The sequence below is a fragment of the [Borrelia] finlandensis genome, from assembly GCF_030438365.2.
In the GTDB taxonomy this organism is placed as follows: domain Bacteria; phylum Spirochaetota; class Spirochaetia; order Borreliales; family Borreliaceae; genus Borreliella; species Borreliella finlandensis.
In genome coordinates this window covers 169,366-186,427 of sequence record NZ_CP124070.1, presented here as the reverse complement: position 1 = coordinate 186,427, position 17,062 = coordinate 169,366, and the positions used below count along the sequence as shown (strand labels likewise).

General features: G+C 29.3%; 16 protein-coding genes. 11 read left to right on the top strand and 5 right to left on the bottom strand.

Annotated elements, in window-relative coordinates:
- Position 1 precedes the first annotated feature (1 nt).
- From QIA19_RS01435 to QIA19_RS01425, 3 genes are read right to left on the bottom strand one after another with little or no spacing between them, the layout of a single operon-like run.
- Positions 2-1,276 carry a flagellar hook-associated protein 3 gene (locus QIA19_RS01435; RefSeq protein ID WP_301365294.1) on the bottom strand — a complete coding sequence of 425 codons (1,275 nt, stop codon included), beginning with the start codon at positions 1,274-1,276 and terminating at the stop codon, positions 2-4.
- A 2-nt stretch (positions 1,277-1,278) separates the two neighbouring features.
- Entirely contained in the window at positions 1,279-3,162 is a 1,884-nt protein-coding gene (flgK, locus tag QIA19_RS01430; protein WP_301365293.1) for a flagellar hook-associated protein FlgK, read from the bottom strand.
- 11 nt (positions 3,163-3,173) lie between these two features.
- On the bottom strand, positions 3,174-3,668 hold the full coding sequence (locus QIA19_RS01425; protein ID WP_301365292.1) for a flagellar protein FlbF: 495 nt from the start codon (positions 3,666-3,668) through the stop codon (positions 3,174-3,176).
- A gap of 83 nt (positions 3,669-3,751) precedes the next feature.
- Here QIA19_RS01425 and mnmE point away from each other — a divergent pair, with 83 nt between their 5' ends.
- The 10 genes from mnmE to QIA19_RS01375 are packed head-to-tail and all read left to right on the top strand — an operon-like array spanning position 3,752 to position 15,022.
- Complete coding sequence (gene mnmE / locus QIA19_RS01420; RefSeq protein WP_301365290.1) at positions 3,752-5,146, top strand: tRNA uridine-5-carboxymethylaminomethyl(34) synthesis GTPase MnmE; 1,395 nt, start codon at positions 3,752-3,754, stop codon at positions 5,144-5,146.
- A gap of 2 nt (positions 5,147-5,148) precedes the next feature.
- Positions 5,149-7,014, top strand: coding sequence for a tRNA uridine-5-carboxymethylaminomethyl(34) synthesis enzyme MnmG (gene mnmG / locus QIA19_RS01415; RefSeq protein WP_301365288.1), 1,866 nt, complete (start codon positions 5,149-5,151; stop codon positions 7,012-7,014).
- A complete protein-coding gene (gene rsmG / locus QIA19_RS01410; RefSeq protein ID WP_301365286.1) occupies positions 7,011-7,637 on the top strand; it encodes a 16S rRNA (guanine(527)-N(7))-methyltransferase RsmG in 627 nt (208 codons plus the stop codon). The genes mnmG and rsmG overlap by 4 nt, the downstream gene beginning before the upstream one ends.
- Positions 7,638-7,693: 56 nt before the next feature.
- Complete coding sequence (locus QIA19_RS01405; RefSeq protein ID WP_002556774.1) at positions 7,694-8,686, top strand: AAA family ATPase; 993 nt, start codon at positions 7,694-7,696, stop codon at positions 8,684-8,686.
- 14 nt (positions 8,687-8,700) lie between these two features.
- Positions 8,701-9,576, top strand: a complete 876-nt coding sequence (locus QIA19_RS01400) for a DUF58 domain-containing protein (RefSeq protein WP_002656651.1) — start codon at positions 8,701-8,703, stop codon at positions 9,574-9,576.
- Positions 9,577-9,579: 3 nt separating this feature from the next.
- Positions 9,580-10,485, top strand: coding sequence for a hypothetical protein (locus QIA19_RS01395; protein ID WP_301365283.1), 906 nt, complete (start codon positions 9,580-9,582; stop codon positions 10,483-10,485).
- Positions 10,472-11,473, top strand: coding sequence for a vWA domain-containing protein (locus tag QIA19_RS01390; RefSeq protein ID WP_301365282.1), 1,002 nt, complete (start codon positions 10,472-10,474; stop codon positions 11,471-11,473). The genes QIA19_RS01395 and QIA19_RS01390 overlap by 14 nt, the downstream gene beginning before the upstream one ends.
- Complete coding sequence (locus QIA19_RS01385) at positions 11,470-12,456, top strand: vWA domain-containing protein (RefSeq protein ID WP_301365280.1); 987 nt, start codon at positions 11,470-11,472, stop codon at positions 12,454-12,456. Before QIA19_RS01390 ends, QIA19_RS01385 begins: the two co-directional genes overlap by 4 nt.
- The gene (locus QIA19_RS01380; protein WP_301365278.1) at positions 12,438-13,025 is read left to right on the top strand and encodes a tetratricopeptide repeat protein; all 588 of its coding nucleotides are present in this window, start codon (positions 12,438-12,440) and stop codon (positions 13,023-13,025) included. The genes QIA19_RS01385 and QIA19_RS01380 overlap by 19 nt, the downstream gene beginning before the upstream one ends.
- Positions 13,019-15,022 carry an SH3 domain-containing protein gene (locus QIA19_RS01375; protein WP_301366222.1) on the top strand — a complete coding sequence of 668 codons (2,004 nt, stop codon included), beginning with the start codon at positions 13,019-13,021 and terminating at the stop codon, positions 15,020-15,022. The genes QIA19_RS01380 and QIA19_RS01375 overlap by 7 nt, the downstream gene beginning before the upstream one ends.
- Positions 15,023-15,069: 47 nt before the next feature.
- Here the strand turns inward: QIA19_RS01375 and infA are convergent, their stop codons facing one another.
- The gene (infA, locus tag QIA19_RS01370) at positions 15,070-15,291 is read right to left on the bottom strand and encodes a translation initiation factor IF-1 (protein ID WP_002556767.1); all 222 of its coding nucleotides are present in this window, start codon (positions 15,289-15,291) and stop codon (positions 15,070-15,072) included.
- Positions 15,292-15,456: 165 nt separating this feature from the next.
- Here infA and QIA19_RS01365 point away from each other — a divergent pair, with 165 nt between their 5' ends.
- Positions 15,457-15,834, top strand: a complete 378-nt coding sequence (locus tag QIA19_RS01365; RefSeq protein ID WP_008882447.1) for a TraR/DksA family transcriptional regulator — start codon at positions 15,457-15,459, stop codon at positions 15,832-15,834.
- Between the two features lie 11 nt (positions 15,835-15,845).
- On the opposite strand, the gene QIA19_RS01360 is transcribed toward QIA19_RS01365, so the two are convergent.
- The gene (locus QIA19_RS01360; protein WP_301365276.1) at positions 15,846-17,015 is read right to left on the bottom strand and encodes an OmpA family protein; all 1,170 of its coding nucleotides are present in this window, start codon (positions 17,013-17,015) and stop codon (positions 15,846-15,848) included.
- Positions 17,016-17,062 lie beyond the last annotated feature (47 nt).

The window sequence follows — 17,062 nt, the reverse complement described above, 5'->3', positions numbered from 1 at the left end:
TCTATTTTATAAAATCTAATAAAGTCGTTTGCATTATTTTAGCAGATATTCCTATAGACACTTGATAAGCTAAGCTTGCCATATTTAAATTAGTTATTGCTTTTGTTACATCAAGATCTGTATATTGAACCATATCTTCTTTCATATCTGCAGCTTCTTTGCTTATTCTTTCATAGCTTCTATCAAGTCTATTTTCTTTTGCTCCAAGATCTGCAACGGATATAAGTAATCTTTTTAAGCTTTCGTCAATTTCTGCCAGGCTTCTACTTCCAACAAGCTCTTCTTTGTTATTGTAAAGTGTGTCTCTAAGCTCAATAAGCGCATCGAAAATAGATCTACTTCTAACTTCTGTGCTGCTAGAAAGGTTGTAAGGAGGTAATTTGGTATCATTGTTTTTGGTAAGTATTCCAAGTGTTTGTAAAACATTTGATTCTTTTTCTTCTGTTATCCAAATTTGGTGTGGAGTTGTGGTTTTAATAGACAATGAGTTTAAAACGGGATCAATGCTTGCTTCAACAGGCGCTGAAGATTCATTGATTTTTGCAACAATGTCAAGAGCAGTATCTCCTGCTGTTAGTCCTATCTCAATATTGTCAATATAAATTTTTGTATTTTCTTTTACGGCAAATCCATTAGTGTTTATTGATGATATAATATTTTGGTTTTGTAAGAAAAATATTACATTTCCAGGATAATTATTTGACATATGAATATCATTGTATACTTCTGTTTTTTTTTCAGCTTGGTTGCCATTGTATTCTACTTTGATTATTTGGGGGCCTGCACCATCTTTGCTTGTTTTGCTTATTTTATTCTCTCTAGTTACCTTAAACGCCTCGCTATCAATTTTAGTCCCCGAGAATATGCTGTATCCATCAGGCCCTTTGGCGTTTGCTATTGCAACTACATCTTCAAGCAAGGCATTTACTTCTTTTGATATCATTTTTTTGTCATCTGATTCATAAGTTCCGCTTGCTCCTTGAATTGCAATTTCTTTAGCTCGTGTTAAAATATTTGTAAGAGATTGTAAATATCCTTCCGCATACCTCAGGTTGCTTTTAGAAGTGCTAATATTTTTTATGTATACATTAAGCTTAAATATGTCGTTATCTAGTCTTATTGCGTGAGTAACGCCTGTTGGATCGTTTCTTAGTTTTACAATTCTTTTGCCGCCTTTGTATAAGTTTTCTAAAAGTTTTGTAATTTTAGACTCTTGCTCTGCTGAAGAGGTTTTGAAATTTTCATATGTTAATGGATGACTTACTCTATTTATCATGCTTATACTCCCATTTTATTTATTATCGTGTCTATTAGTTCAACAGAAACAGTGATAAATTTACTTGCTGCAATAAATGCTTGTTGAAATTCGATCATGTTTGCAAGCTCTTCATCTTTGTTTACTCCAGAAATAGACATTCTTAGTTCTGTTAAATCTTTTAATATTTGAGATTGGCTTTCTTTTGTGATTTCTGAAATTTGTCCTTTTATTGCTATATTTGATGCTGTATTTGCAAAGTAATCATTTAATGTTAAATTTTTGCCAATCATAATCTGAGAATTTCCAAAAGAGGAGATTCTCAGTGCTGCTTGGTTATCTCCAATAGATATTTCATTTGTTGGATTTTTAATTCCTGATGCTATTTTTGAAGGATCTGAGTCTATTATGTCTGCAACTTTTATCCATGCTGCAGGATTTTTTAGAGGAGAGATTGAATAAGTCGATTTAGGCGCCAATTTGTCTGTTGTGTCAATATTTTTATAATCATAAGCTCCCTCAGGTCCAGATGCATTTAATATTCCTGTATATTTTGTTAGAAATAATCCAGAATCTTCTATATGTTTGATTCTAAATGTTATGTTCTCATCTTCTTGTTCTTTAACTGCTTTGATTTCAAGCTTGCCTTCTGAGTTAATTCTTGCTGTAACTTGTGCGTTGGAATTATTTATTCTATTTATTACATCTTGAACTGTATCTGGAGCATTGTAGGATATTTCTACAATTTCATTACTATTTGTAGCTTCAAATTTAAGAGTTCCGTAAAATCCCAATTTTTCTTCTGGAAATATTTCGTTTGTGCTGTTAATTTTGAAAATATGAACAGAATCAAACTGGCCATTTCCGTTAGTATCATATCTACCTCGATCATCAGTTAGTTTTAGTTCTTGAGAAAAAAAACTTCTTCCATTTTTTTTATCCATTCCATGTCCTGCTTCATGTATTTCATTAACAATTGCTATAATGTTGGCAGCTATATTATTTAGTTCATTGATTTCGTTTTTAATCTCTTCATCTCTTATGTTAAGCAAAGATCCTAGCTTTCCCGTTTTAAGGTAAGCTTTATCATTATTTGCCCATAAAATGTTCCATCTAGTTCTGGTGGGCCCGTTTGTAGCTTCTAGTTTGAATTCATTTGCAATTGAACCTTGTACAAGATGTCTTCCTTCTGCGTGGATTAAAAATTCATTGGGATCTTGTTTGTTTTCAATTGATACACTTATTATATTGCCTAATTTTTCAACCATTAAGTCTCTTGCATCCATTAAGTCATTTGGATTGTCTTTCATTGCTTGAGATTTTGAAATTTGTTTATTAAGATTTGCAATGTTTCTAATGTAATTGTTTGCCTCATCCGTTGTAATTTTTATTTCATCGTTTGCCATTATGTAAATTCTTTCAAGCGAATGGAATCTATTTCTTATTCCTTCACAAAAAGATTTGCCTCTTTCTAGAATTATTTTTCTTTCTGCTAAACCTTGTGGTTGATTTGCTAGATCGTGCCAACTTTCCCAAAAATCATTTAATCTTTTCCGTATTGATTGATCCTCAGGTTCGTTATAAACATCTTCTAATATTGATATAAACTTGTCTTGTGAAGTCCAGTATCCTAGTCGGTGCGATTCTTCAATGATTCTTGTGTTAAGTAGTTCATCTTTTACTCTGTCTATAGATTGAACCACAATCCCCTGGCCCAATTGTCCTTGTTTTTTGGCTCTGTTTAATTGTGGAGCATAAAGAGGAATTTCGGTTTTCATTGTTACTTTTTGTCTTGAATACCCAGGCTTTGTAGCATTGGATAAATTGTGCCCAACTGTATTCATAGCATCTTTATGTGCAAATAAACTTCTTTTGCCAATTTCTATTCCTGAAAATGTTGAATCCACTCTAAACTCCTTTAAAGTTTTTTATTTATTAAAACGGAAGCTTCGTTTGAGCGTCCAATTTTTGGCCTGTAAGGGTTTTTGTAAGTTACATTCTCTACGCTTTCTTGGATATCTTGAAATATTATTGATAACATGTCAAGGGAGGTGTTTACATAGTTTTGTATTATGTAATTTAAATTTTTAATATTCAGTATACCAATTTTCAATTTGTGTAGATAGTCGTATATTTCTTGCTTGTAAATTGTAGTCAATTTTTCTACAGCTTCGTAAGTTGACTTAAAGTTTTCATTTTTGGTAAATTTTTTCCAAATTTCATCTCTTTTTGTTTCAATTTCTTTAAAACTTTCAAGCAATATTTTTGTTTTGTTTGCAACCTCTTTAAGTCCTATTTCATTTTTATTGTCGATATATTCTTTTATTTTTAAGTATGAATTATATATTTCTTCTACCAAGAGAAGTTCTTTTTTTAAGACTTCTTTTAGTTCAGCTTCAAGTTTTGTTTTCATTTTTATGAAATTAATTATAAGCTATTATAAACATATTTACAAATCAATTTTGTCTTTTTTATTGTGTTATAATACATTAAAGTATGAGTAAATTTTTTGAGAGAGATGATGATATTGTAGCTCTTGCAACACCTTTTTTAAGTAGTGCTTTATGTGTGATTCGTAGCAGTGGTGCTTCTTCTATATCTAAATTTTCTAAAATCTTTTCAAATCATTCAGCTCTCAATTCAGCATCTGGGAATACGATTCATTACGGTTATATATTAGATAATGAGAATGATTGCAAGGTAGATGAAGTTGTTGTTTGTTTATATAGAGCACCAAAAAGCTTTACAGGACAAGATGCTATTGAAGTTATGGCGCATGGTTCTGTGATTGGAATTAAAAAGATTATAGATTTGTTTTTAAAAAGTGGGTTTAGGATGGCTGAACCTGGTGAATTTACTTTGCGCGCATTTCTTGCTAAGAAAATTGATCTTACAAAGGCAGAGGCAATTCATGAGATTATTTTTGCCAAAACCAATAAAACTTATTCTCTTGCAGTTAATAAACTTTCTGGAGCTTTGTTTGTTAAAATAGATGCAATAAAAAAAAGTATTTTAAATTTTCTATCAGCTGTTAGTGTTTATCTTGATTATGAAGTTGATGATCATGAGATTAGCATTCCTTTTGACTTAATTTTAAGTAGCAAAGCTGAACTTAAAAAATTAATTAATTCTTATAAGGTTTATGAAAAAATTGATCGTGGTGTTGCTTTGGTTTTAGCAGGTTCTGTTAATGCTGGAAAGTCTTCGTTATTTAATTTGTTTCTCAAAAAAGATAGATCAATTGTCTCTTCATATCCAGGCACTACAAGAGATTATATTGAAGCAAGTTTTGAGCTTGATGGTATTTTATTTAATCTTTTTGATACAGCAGGACTAAGAGATGCTGACAATTTTGTTGAGAGATTGGGAATTGAGAAAAGTAATTCTTTAATAAAGGAAGCATCTTTAGTAATTTATGTGATCGATGTTAGTTCAAATTTAACAAAAGATGATTTCTTATTTATTGATTCAAATAAATCTAATAGTAAAATATTGTTTGTTTTAAATAAGATAGATTTAAAGATAAATAAGTCCACTGAAAAATTTGTTCGCTCAAAGGTTTTAAATTCTTCAAATTTAATAATGATTAGTACTAAAAATTTAGAAGGAATAGATATCCTTTATGACAAAATAAGGGCTTTGATCTCTTATGAGAGAGTCGAGATTGGACTTGATGATATAATAATATCATCAAGTCGTCAGATGCAACTTTTAGAGAAAGCTTATGCTTTGATTTTAAATTTACTTAGCAAAATTGATCGCCAAGTAAGTTATGATATGTTAGCATTTGATGCTTATGAGATTATCAACTGTTTAGGGGAAATAACAGGAGAAGTTAGTAGTGAAGATGTTCTTGACAATATGTTTAAGAATTTTTGTTTGGGGAAATAAATATGGATTTTGACGCAATTGTTATTGGAGGGGGGCATGCAGGGATTGAAGCTGCTCTTGCTCTTTCAAGGCTGAATTTTAAAACTTTAATGATTACTCAAAATTTAGATACAATAGGTAAGCTTTCTTGTAATCCTGCTATTGGTGGGCTTGCTAAGGGTAATATGGTTAGAGAAATTGATGCTCTTGGTGGTGAAATGGGTCGTATTATTGACTTTAGCATGATTCAGTTTAGAGTTTTAAACAAAAGTCGTGGCCCGGCAGTTCAAGCTCCACGTGCTCAAGCTGATAAATTAATGTACCAAACCAAGGCTAAAGAAACTTTAGAGCGTCAAGACAATCTTGATCTTTTTCAGGATACAGTTGTTGATTTTCTTCTTAATTCTATGAAAAATGAAATTGAAGGTGTTGTTACAGAGAGAGGCAATAAGTTTAGATCAAGCGTTGTGGTACTTACAACAGGGACGTTTCTTCGAGGTAAAATATTTATTGGCGAGTATAGAGCTGATATGGGCAGGCTTGCTGAATTTTCTGCTTATGGGCTTGATAAAACTTTACTTGGTCTTGGATTTGAAATGGGTAGGCTTAAAACGGGCACTCCAGCAAGAATTCATAAGAAAAGTGTTGATTTTTCAAAGACGGAGGTTCAATTTGGAGATTCAGACATTATTCCTTTCTCTTTTTCAAATGGTAAGTTAGATAAATCTCAACTTTCATGTTATGTAACCTATACTAATAAAAAAACTCACGAAATAATTAGTGAGAATATGCATCTATCACCTCTTTATTCTGGTGAGATTGTGGGTAATGGTCCAAGATATTGCCCTTCTATTGAGGATAAAATAGTAAAATTTAAAGATAAAGATAGGCATCAAATTTTTATTGAGCCTGAAGGGTTTAATACTGAAGAAATGTATCTTAATGGCCTTAGCTCTTCTTTGCCTGAAAATATTCAGCAAAAATTGATTAATAGTATTGAAGGCCTTGAGCATGCTGTTATTACAAGGCCCGGTTATGCTGTTGAGTATGATTATATAAATCCAATTGAACTTTACCCAAATCTTGAGAGTAAAAGAGTCAAAGGACTTTTTATAGCGGGGCAGACTAATGGCTCTTCAGGATATGAAGAAGCAGCAGCTCAAGGGTTAATGGCTGGAATTAATGCTGCTCTTAGACTTCAAAATAAAAAGCCAATGATTTTAACAAGAACTAGCTCTTATATTGGAGTTCTTATTGACGATCTTGTTACCAAAGGCACTAAAGAGCCTTACAGAATGTTTACCTCTAGAGCTGAGCACAGACTTAATTTACGGCACGATACTAGTGACAAGCGTTTGATTAAGATTGGATATGATCTTGGGCTTGTTGATGAGGAGAGATATTCAAGATATCTTTTTAAAGAGAGTAGGGTTGAAGAGATAAAGGAGCTTTTAAAGCAAAGGCGCCTTAGTTTAAAAGATGTTGTTGATGAACAATTAAAAAAACATGTTAGTAAAGATTTTTACCATATTTTAAAAGATCCTTCTATTAGTTTAGATAATCTTATAAAGATTGATCCAAGTTTAAGTGATTCAAAAGTAATTTTAGAGCAAGTTGAATTAGATGTTAAATATGAAGGCTATATTAATAGACAAAAGGATTTAATTAAAAGGCTTGATAATCTAGAGCTTGTCAAGCTACCATTTGATTTTAATTATGAGATTGTTGAAGGCCTTTCAAGAGAAGCTAGAGAAAAATTTTCCAAGATTCAACCAGCTACCCTTGCTCAAGCAAGTCGAATTCCTGGAATAAGAAGTACAGATATTACTGTTTTGTTAATATATTTTTCAAATCCTAAAAATAAGGTAGTTATAAATTTTTCTTTATGATAAGTGATATTGAATTTGCTTTGTCAGGACATAATTTGCAGTTTGCTTACAAAGATCTTCAGAAGATAAATTTATACATAAAGAGAATTTTACTTTTAAATACTAGATTTAATTTAATTTCAAATAGTAATAGCAATTTTAATTCTATTCTTAATCTACACGTTATAGATTCTCTTTTGGGATTGTCTACTGTTAAAGAGATTAATCCTTCCGAAGTTCTTGACGTTGGAAGTGGTGCTGGATTTCCGGGCATTATTTTGGCTATTTTTGACTCTTCTAGAAAATATTATCTTTTAGAGAGAAGTAAAAAAAAGTCTACTTTTTTAAAAATGATAAAATTAGAACTTGATTTAGAAAATGTAAAAATTTTAGAATATGAGATTGAAAAAGAAAAAAAGAAGTATGAATTTATTACAATTCGAGCTTTTAGAAGTATGAATGAATATGCATTAATTTTAAAAAATCTTTTAAAGGTTGGGGGATTGATTATGGCATATAAGGGTAAATTTGATAGAATTAACTTTGAAGTCAATCAAATTAAAAATTTATTTAGTAAAATAGAAGTAAAGCCTTTAAATTCAAAATTAAGAGTAGATAGAAATTTGGTTTTGCTTTACAGATAATATTATTATCGTTTAAGTTCAATTTATATTTTAGAGCGATTTTGACTAGGAGTATTATGAAGAGTGGTTTTCAGATAGATTCAGAAGTAGAGAATGCATTACATTTGATAAATAAATTTAGAAGAGAGGTTGCAACCAGAGTTCTTGGTCAAAAAGAAATGATAGATGCTATTTTAATGGGTCTTTTAACAGATGGGCATGTTTTGCTTGAAGGGGTTCCAGGTCTTGCCAAGACTCTTGCAATTCAAACTGTATCTGATGTTCTTGATCTTGAATTTAAGCGCATACAGTTTACCCCAGATCTTTTGCCATCTGACCTTACTGGTAATATGGTTTATAAAAGTGCTACAGGCACTTTTAAGGTTAGAAAAGGCCCAGTATTTTCAAATGTTATTTTAGCAGATGAAATCAACAGGGCTCCTGCAAAAGTTCAGTCTGCTCTTCTTGAAGCTATGGGAGAAAGACAAGTAACTCTTGGGGACGAAACTCATAGACTTCCAGATCCGTTTTTTGTTCTTGCCACTCAAAATCCAATAGAGCAAGAGGGGACTTATAATTTGCCAGAATCCCAACTTGATAGATTTTTATTAAAAGTTAATGTTCATTATCCATCAGTGCAAGATGAAGTAAGGCTTTTGAAAATATTTTCAGTAGATGGGCGTCTTGAGAATATTAAAGTTGCAAAGGTGATGAATGCTTATTCTTTGGCTGATATCAAGAGAACGGTTGGCAGAGTAAAAGTTGATGACAAGATAATGCTTTATATTGTTACTTTAATCTCAGCATCTCGTGAGAGAGATAAAAAAACTTATCCGTTTGCCAAATATATTGAATTTGGAGCATCTCCTAGAGCTTCTCTTAGTTTGTTAAAGTGTGCCCGTGTTAATGCTCTTTATGAGGGGCGAATATTTGTTTTACCAGAAGATGTCAAAGCTGTTGCTTACAGCGTATTAAGGCATAGAATTACACCATCTTATGAGGCAGAGGTAGAGGAAATGAGCATTGATGATATTATTAGAATGCTTCTTTCTGCTGTAGCGCTTCCTTAGGAAATAATTTTAAAATGATACAAGATAATGAGATAAGTAGTAGTACTAAAACTAGGATAAAAGCTTTAAAATTCTTTTCAAGGAAAATGCTTTCAGAGCTTAATTTTGGTGGTTATCGTTCAATTTTTAAAGGTCTTGGCCTTGAATTTCATGAATTTAGACCGTATGAGGATTCTGATGATGCTAGATTTATTGATTGGAATGTGAGTTCAAAAGCCGACAGCATTTTTTCAAAGGTTTTCAAAGAGGATAGGGGGATGAATCTTCATCTTCTTGTTGATAATTCACTTTCCATGAGCTTGGGAGACAAGGTAAATAAAAAGGATGTTCAGGATTTGTTGGTTTCTATTTTTGCACATATGGCATTTTTTAATAATGATAAAATAGGCGTTACTTTTTTTTCAAGTGGAACAGACAAGTTTATACCCTCTAGCAAAGGTCATTCACACTTAGGATTGATATTAAGTGAAACAATTAATAGAAATCTTAAGCCGGGTAGCAGCTTGGCTTATATTTTTAAAAATACGGCAGAATATTATAAAAAAAGATCTTTAGTTATAATTATTTCTGATTTTAAGGCGAATGCTTATTTTAAATCTTTAAATGTTTTAAGCAAGAGACACAATGTTATTGCTATAAGAATTTCAGATTTTTTTGATGAAAATTTTCCTAAAATTGGGACTTTGATTTGTGAAGATATTGAAACTGGAGAAAATTTTTTAGTTTCAGGGTTTAGCAAGTCAACATTAAGTGGCTATAAAAACTATTGGACGCTTGATAAAATAAAATGGAAAAAAGAATGTATTAAAAAAAATATTAGTTTTATTGAGATTGATACTAAAGAAGATGTTTTTAAAAAACTTAAAATTCTTCTTAAAAAGGGACAATAGATTTTGAAGAGAGCTGTTTCAAATCTTTTTCTTTTTTTAACCTTATCTTTGTATTCTTATGAAATAAAAAATGAAATATTTATGCCGACTCGTTATTATGTAGGTGATTCTGTTGATTTTAAAGTTTCATTAATTTTAAATGATGGTGAAGAGTTTTCCCCTGTAGATTTTAAAGATATTAATATTAAAGATGAATTTGTTGAAGTAAATTCGATTAGTTTTAATAGCACAACAAATGAAATAATAGTTAATTTTGTTTCTTTTTATATTGGAAGCAGCTCTCTTCCCTCTATTTATATTGGTGATGTAATTAGCAATGGTAAGAAAAATAAGGTTATTCTAAAGAATATAAAAATCAATACAGATAAGCTAGTATCTAATAATTCTGATTTTAAAATTAAAAATATAGAAGGCGTTTTATTTATTCCTGGAACAAGCACCTATTTGTTTTTATTCATTTTTGTTTTGTTTTTAATTCCTTATTTGATTATTAAGCTTTTAAAGCTTTTAAATCGGCTTTTGATTTACTTGATAGTTAAGCACGGACTTAAAAAGCCTTATAAAGTATTGCAGAGGCAGTTTGTTATTTTGTCTAAATACGTTAGAGATGGTGGTGATCAAAGTGCATTTTATAATTTAATAAATTCTTCTTTAAGAGTTTATTTATCTAAAAAAACAGGTTTTGATTTTAATGCAATCACTACAACAGAAATTTCTATAATTTTGCAAGATCTTAAGGTTCCTTATGAGATTCGCTCAATTTTTATTAATACGTTAAGACTTTCTGATTTTAGTAAATTTAGTGGTGTTGATTTGGTATTTGATGGCTTGTCGTTTGTTTTAGAGGATTTAAGAACGGCAGCATCGAATTTTGAAGAATTTAATAGAGGTGCTAATGTTAACATTTAATGAGCCTTTATATTTGTTTTTATTAGTAATTTTCCCTTTAATAATTTACTTTAATCATTTTTTTAAAAATAGAGGAGGCAAGATAAAGTTTCCAATATCGCTTTACGGCAATTTCAACTCTTTAAAACTTAAGGATTATAGATTAAATTTAATGTATTTTTTTACTTATTCTTTTTTATATTTAGCTGCAATGGTTATGGTGTTTGCTTTAGCAGGTCCTTCAGTTTCAAAAAAGAAGATGATACATCTTAGTGCTGGTGCTGACATTGTCATTGTTCTTGACATATCGCCTAGTATGGGGGCTGTTGAGTTTTCTTCCAAGAATAGACTTGAATTTTCAAAAGAATTGATTAGAGGTTTTATTTCTCAACGCGAAAATGATAATATTGGTTTGGTAGCTTTTGCAAAAGATGCTTCAATAGTAGTGCCTATAACAACAGATAGAGAATTTTTTAATAAAAAGTTAGATGATATTTATATTATGGATCTTGGCAATGGTTCTGCTTTAGGACTAGGTATTTCTATTGCGCTGTCTCATTTAAAGCATTCTGAGGCTCTTAAAAGATCAATAGTGGTTTTAACAGATGGGGTTGTTAATTCAGATGAGATTTATAAAGATCAAGTGATCAATCTTGCTCAAGGTTTAAATGTTAAGATTTATTCTATTGGTATTGGAAGTTCTGAGGAATTTAGTGTTGAGTTTAAATTAAGATCTGGAAAATTTTATCAGGGAAGTTTTAAAGAGGTTTATGATCCTAGTATGCTTGTGGAGATTTCAAATAAAACGGGGGGGCTTTTTTATTCGGTTAATGATGATTTTTCTTTTCAATTTGCAATTCAAGATTTTTCAAAAAAGGAAAATTTGGAGAGAAAAATTAAAATAGCTGTGGACAATAAAGATATTTATAAAGAATTTTTAGTTTTAGCGTTTTGCTTATTGCTTATTTATTTTATTTTTTCAAAAATTTTCTTAAAAGAGATACTATGAGTATAAATAATTATAGTGCTTTATACTTTTTTTTAGTTTTATTGTTTATTTTTTTTCTATGTGTGCTTGATTTTAGACGAAATATTCCGTTTTTTAAAACTTTAAGTTTTATGTATAGGGACAATTCTTATATTCAAAATTACTACATTAAAAAAGTTCTAATGTCAATGTTTTTTATTTTTAGCTTGATTTTTTTAATTTTATCCATTTTGGATATTTCTTGGGGACAAAGAGCTGTTGAGGATGAAAGAAATAAATTGAGAATTTCTTTTATTTTTGATATTTCTCGTAGCATGTTAAGTGTGGATGAAGGTAAAATTATTAATAGGCTTGAGAGTGCTAAAAATATGATTAGTTTAATTTTAAGTAATTTTGAGAATGCAGAATATTCCCTTACTATTTTTAAAGGTAAGTCTATATTGGTTTTACCTTTTTCTAAGGATAAAAACAGTTTAAACAAGATGTTAAATTATATAGAGCCTGATTTAATAAGCTCTCCTGGGAGTTTTTTAGGAGATGCTGTTTTTAGTGTAATCTCTAATGTGCAGGATGACTCTTATTATAATTTTTTAGTTATTTTAACAGATGGCGATGATTGGGGGGAAAATAATTATTATAGGTTTTCTAAATTTGTCAATAATTTAAAATTGGAAAGTTTTGTGGTTGGGATTGGCGGGAGTAATCCCGTTTTATTTAATCAAAATTTTAGCATTAAAGATAAAAATGGAAATCTTGTTAAAACTGGGATAAATGAAGAAAATTTGCTTCTTCTGGCCTCTTCTCTTAAGGGATCATATTATAACTTGTATTTAAAAGGGATTAACTTTGTTGTCAATGATATAAGAAATGGTATAATAAGAAGAACGTCAAACGACATTATACTTGTTGATGTATCAAGATATAAAATTTTTTTGGTTATTTCATTGTTGTTTATTTTTATGTATTTATTTGTCAGGATGATAAAGTGGGACGAAACTTTTTAGCAATTTTATATTCTTGCTTTTTGTTTTTAGGTTTTTTGTCTTGTTCAAATGTTAAATCCATGTCTTTAATGGCTATTGGTAATTACGAATATGTTAGAGGAAATTATCAAAATGCAATTTCAAATTATTATAATCTTGTAGAGGATGAAAAATATTCTGCTTGGGGATATTACAATCTTGGTGTTGTATATTATTCTTTAGGGGAGTATGAAAGTTCTCTTAGAATATTCTCTTACGCTAAGAAGACTAATGATATTTTTTTAAATTTTAATGTCAATTATAACGAGGGAGTAATATACTATAATCAAGGGCTGTATCATAAGGCCGAGGTGGCTTTCAAGGAAGCTTTAAAGATTAATCCTGGCAGTTATAATGCTAAATATAATCTTGAACTTGCAATAATAAAAAAACGAACGGTGCGTGATAGTTTGAATTCTTTAAGTGTAGAAAAAGGTGAAAATTTTGTTGAAAGTAATGAAAATTTTTTAAGGTATATTGAAAATCTTGAGAGGGTTGTATGGTTGAGAAAAATAGACGAGAATCTAGCTGTTCCAAAAGAAGATTGGTAATATTTTTTATTTATTTTTTTTCAATCGCAAGACTTTATTCGCTTACGGGTATTGATTTTGTTAAAAATATTAAAGTTTTAAAGGGCGACAAATTTATTCAGATTGTAAGGCTTAATAATCCTTTGCAAGATATTGACATAAGTTTACTAAAAGTTGAAATAAACAAAGAAGTTCAATCCAATTCCAATGTTTTATCAATATCTAGGACAACGGATAATAACTTTTCTTTTATTGAGATCAGGGTTGAATATCTTTTTGAGAGTCTGGGATTTATTAAAATTCCTCCATTAAAAGTAATTTATAAGGGTGATTTTTATATATCTTCAGAAGTTGAAGTTAGTGTGCTAAGAGCTGATGAAATAAATTCTTTTGGTTTGCCAGTTGATTTATATTGGGATCTTGATAAGAAAGAAATTTATGAATATCAAAGTATTGGACTTATTTTGCGCTCAAATTGGCTTTCAGATAGCAATTCTAATGAAATGTCTGGATCTTTGCCTGCTATTAAGGATGCAATGGTTGAAAAGATGCCTATATTTGGGGATATTAAATATAGAACTTTTCATAATAAAGAGATTTTAGATGTACCTTTTTATAACTTTGTACTAACTCCTCTTAAGGGCTCAAAAAATGTTTTGATTCCCAGTTTTTCTTTTAATATTGGTTCTGGCCTTGTTAGGAATACCCCTGAGCTTTTATTAAAAGTTAAACCGATTCCTGGAGAGGTTAAATCTTTAGCAGTAGGAACTTTTAGAATTGATTATGAGACTCCAACTTATTCGACAATTGAGCAAGATATATTTACTATTTTAATAAAAATTACAGGTCAAGGGAATTTCCCACATTTTTACTTTCCAGAGATTGAAACTTATAATTCTAAAATTCTTAATAAAAAGAAAAATTATAGCTTTAAGCCTTCTAAAAATGGATACAAGGGTAGTATTTCTCAAATTTATACAGTTAAGCCCGACACTAAAGGTAGTGTATTTTTAAATATTGGTGATTTTAATTATTTAAATCCTGATAATGATACAGTTTATACCCTTAAAGGGAAAAAATTGAAGTACGAATATTCAGGAGAGTTTAACAGTATAAATAGAGCACAAAATAATGTAGATTCTGATTTTAAACTATTATCTTATGCCGATATTTTGAATTATAAAAATAAAACTTTTTTATTTTTTGTTTCATACTATTATTTACTTTTGATTCCAGGATTTTTATTATCTTTAATTATTTTAATTAACTATAAAAAATTTTTTGCAGCATCAAGCTTTGGGCTGGTTATTTTAATATTGGCTGTTGGCATTAGTTTAAATGCTGTAAATGATGGTTTATTGTCAGAGAAAAATATAAATGATTTGATTGAAAACTATAATACTAAAAATTATGATGCCACACTTATCAAGATTGATAACATTCTTAAAAAATATCCAAATTATTCAGGACTTTGGTTAAATAGAGCCCTTGTTTTAAGTAAAATGGATAGAGATTTTGATGCTATTTATTCAGCTTATAAGGCATTTTTGGCTTCTCCAAATAATGAAACCTCTTATAAAGTTATTGATTTGATTGAAGCTAAAAATGGAGTTATAGACAATGTTCGTAATAATAGTTTTGTTTTTTCTAATATTTTTTTTATTATCAGTTTATTTTTGATTAATTTTTTAGTTGTATCTATTTCTTATAGATTTTTGGCAAAAAATTTAAAAAAAATAATTATATTTTTACTTTTTTCTGCGGTTTGTTTTACTATATTTGAAACATATTATTTTTATTATGAACAACAATCTGAAGTAGGAATAATTAAGGGTGATTTAGTCTCTCTTTATAAAGTTCCTGACAATTTTTCAAGGAGTTGGAGATTTTTAAAAGGAAATGCAAGTGTTTATATTCTTGACAGCAAAGACGATTTTGTTCTTATTGAAACAAGTTATGGACTTCAAGGCTGGATTCACAAGAATTTTGTTGTGTCCTTAAAAGATGATTTGATCTAAAAAATAAATATTTACAACACTTGAAAATTTTTTAAAAGGGTTTAATTTTATTTTTCCCTGTATACTATTCTACCTTTTGTAAGATCATAAGGAGATAGCTCAACTTTTACTTTATCACCAGGAACTATTTTTATGAAATGTTTTCGCATTTTGCCAGATAGATGAGCAAGTACAATGTGCTTGTTTTTAAGCTCTACTCTAAACATGGTATTTGGAAGGGATTCTTTTACAATTCCTTCAGTTTCAATAGCTTCTTCTTTAATATTCAAGACAACCTCCATAATTTTCTCTAATAGGATAAATTTTACATGATTAAACATATCATTTCAATTATTCTTTTTAAGAATAAAAGCATTATTTTTTGTTTACATTATAAGAAATTGTGTATATAATTACACGAAGTTTTTTAAAAATGTAATTTATAGGGAGGTATCATGCAAAAAGCTGTTTCTGAGCATGAGTTTATTGAAGAGATCAAAAAATTTCTTTCAGCTGAAAAAAGAGAGATATTAGATTCTATTAAGTCTGTAGAAAATAGCAAAAAAGAAATAATTAATAATGACATGTATCCAAAGGATGTTGTCGATATTGCTTTTGATAATATGGATGGAAATAATCTTGAAGCGTTAGGTTTTGTTGAAAAGAGAAAGTTGAATTTAATAAATCAAGCTCTTTATAGAATTTCTCAAAATTCTTATGGTAAGTGTTTGGCTTGTGAAAAAGAGATTGCTAGGGAGAGACTTTTAGCTATTCCTTATGCTTTTTTGTGTATTAGTTGTCAGACAAAAAAAGAAAAAAAGAACAAAAGATGATACATCTTAAGTTAGTTATTTAATATTGTAATTTCTACTCGCCTATTTTTAGCCTTTAATGGGGAAGATTTAGGATATTTTGGTTTTTGAGATCCCCATCCTTTAAATAGTATTTGGTCTTTGTCTTTTACTTTCATTTTTATTAAATGATTTCCAATTGCACGAGCTCTTTTTTCAGATAGCTCGTGCATCTCTTCTTCCAATCCAAATTGCTCAGTATGTCCTTCTATTAGTATGTTATTTTTTTTAAATTTTTCAAGAAGTTTAGCTATAAGGTCAATTTTTTTATATTCTTTTTGTAGTATTTGAAATGAGTTAGGATAAAATTCAATGTCGAAGCTTAAATTAATACCTTTATTGTTTTTTTCAACGTCAATAGCTTTTATTTTTTTTTCTCGGATGTAATTTTCAACTTCAGTTTCAATAAGATTATCATTTGGAAGCTCAATTGAAACTATTCTACCAAGAGAGTTTCCAATCATTTTAAAATGTTGGTTGTTGTTCTGATTTATTTCAAATATATATTTATCGCTGTATTTATATGTATTGCCAATTTCATTATCAAAATAAATTTTTTGGTCTACTTTTTGATAGAAAGAGATGTTTTTTACATTGTATTGTGATTCATAATTCGAAAGAATTATGTGGTAATGCTTGCCATTGTGCTCTTCTTTGCCTTTATATTTGTAGTTAACATTAAATTTTACAACAAAATCTTTTATACTTTTGTCTATTTTTGACGCTTCTATATATTCTTCTGCAGGATATGACCATTTTTCATTTATTTTGATTGGTGTTTTTGGAAATCTTGGAATGCCTCTAACAGAAGGTCTTTTTTGATTTGCTCCTATTGTATATTCTCCTTGCTTATTTACGCTGAAGATTTCTTCAAACTCTTCATTTAATAGGTAAGGTTCATTAATATTTTCTCTTTTTAAGATTCTAAAAAAAGCTTTAATGCTTGCAAAGTTTTCTTTTATGTCTTTTATTTCACTTGAAATCTGAATATTGGTATTAGAGCTTGAATTATAATGGCCATTGAAATATATTTTTTGATTATCTGTACCCTCTAATCTAAACTTTGAACCTTTAATGTATTTAAATTCAAAGATTTCAGAAGAAAAAGCTAAGCTTTGAACTAAAAATAATAGCAACAATGGTGTAGTCGCCTCGGTATTCATTAATAGATTCTATCATAAAAGTATTTAATTTCTAAATTTTTTTTTAA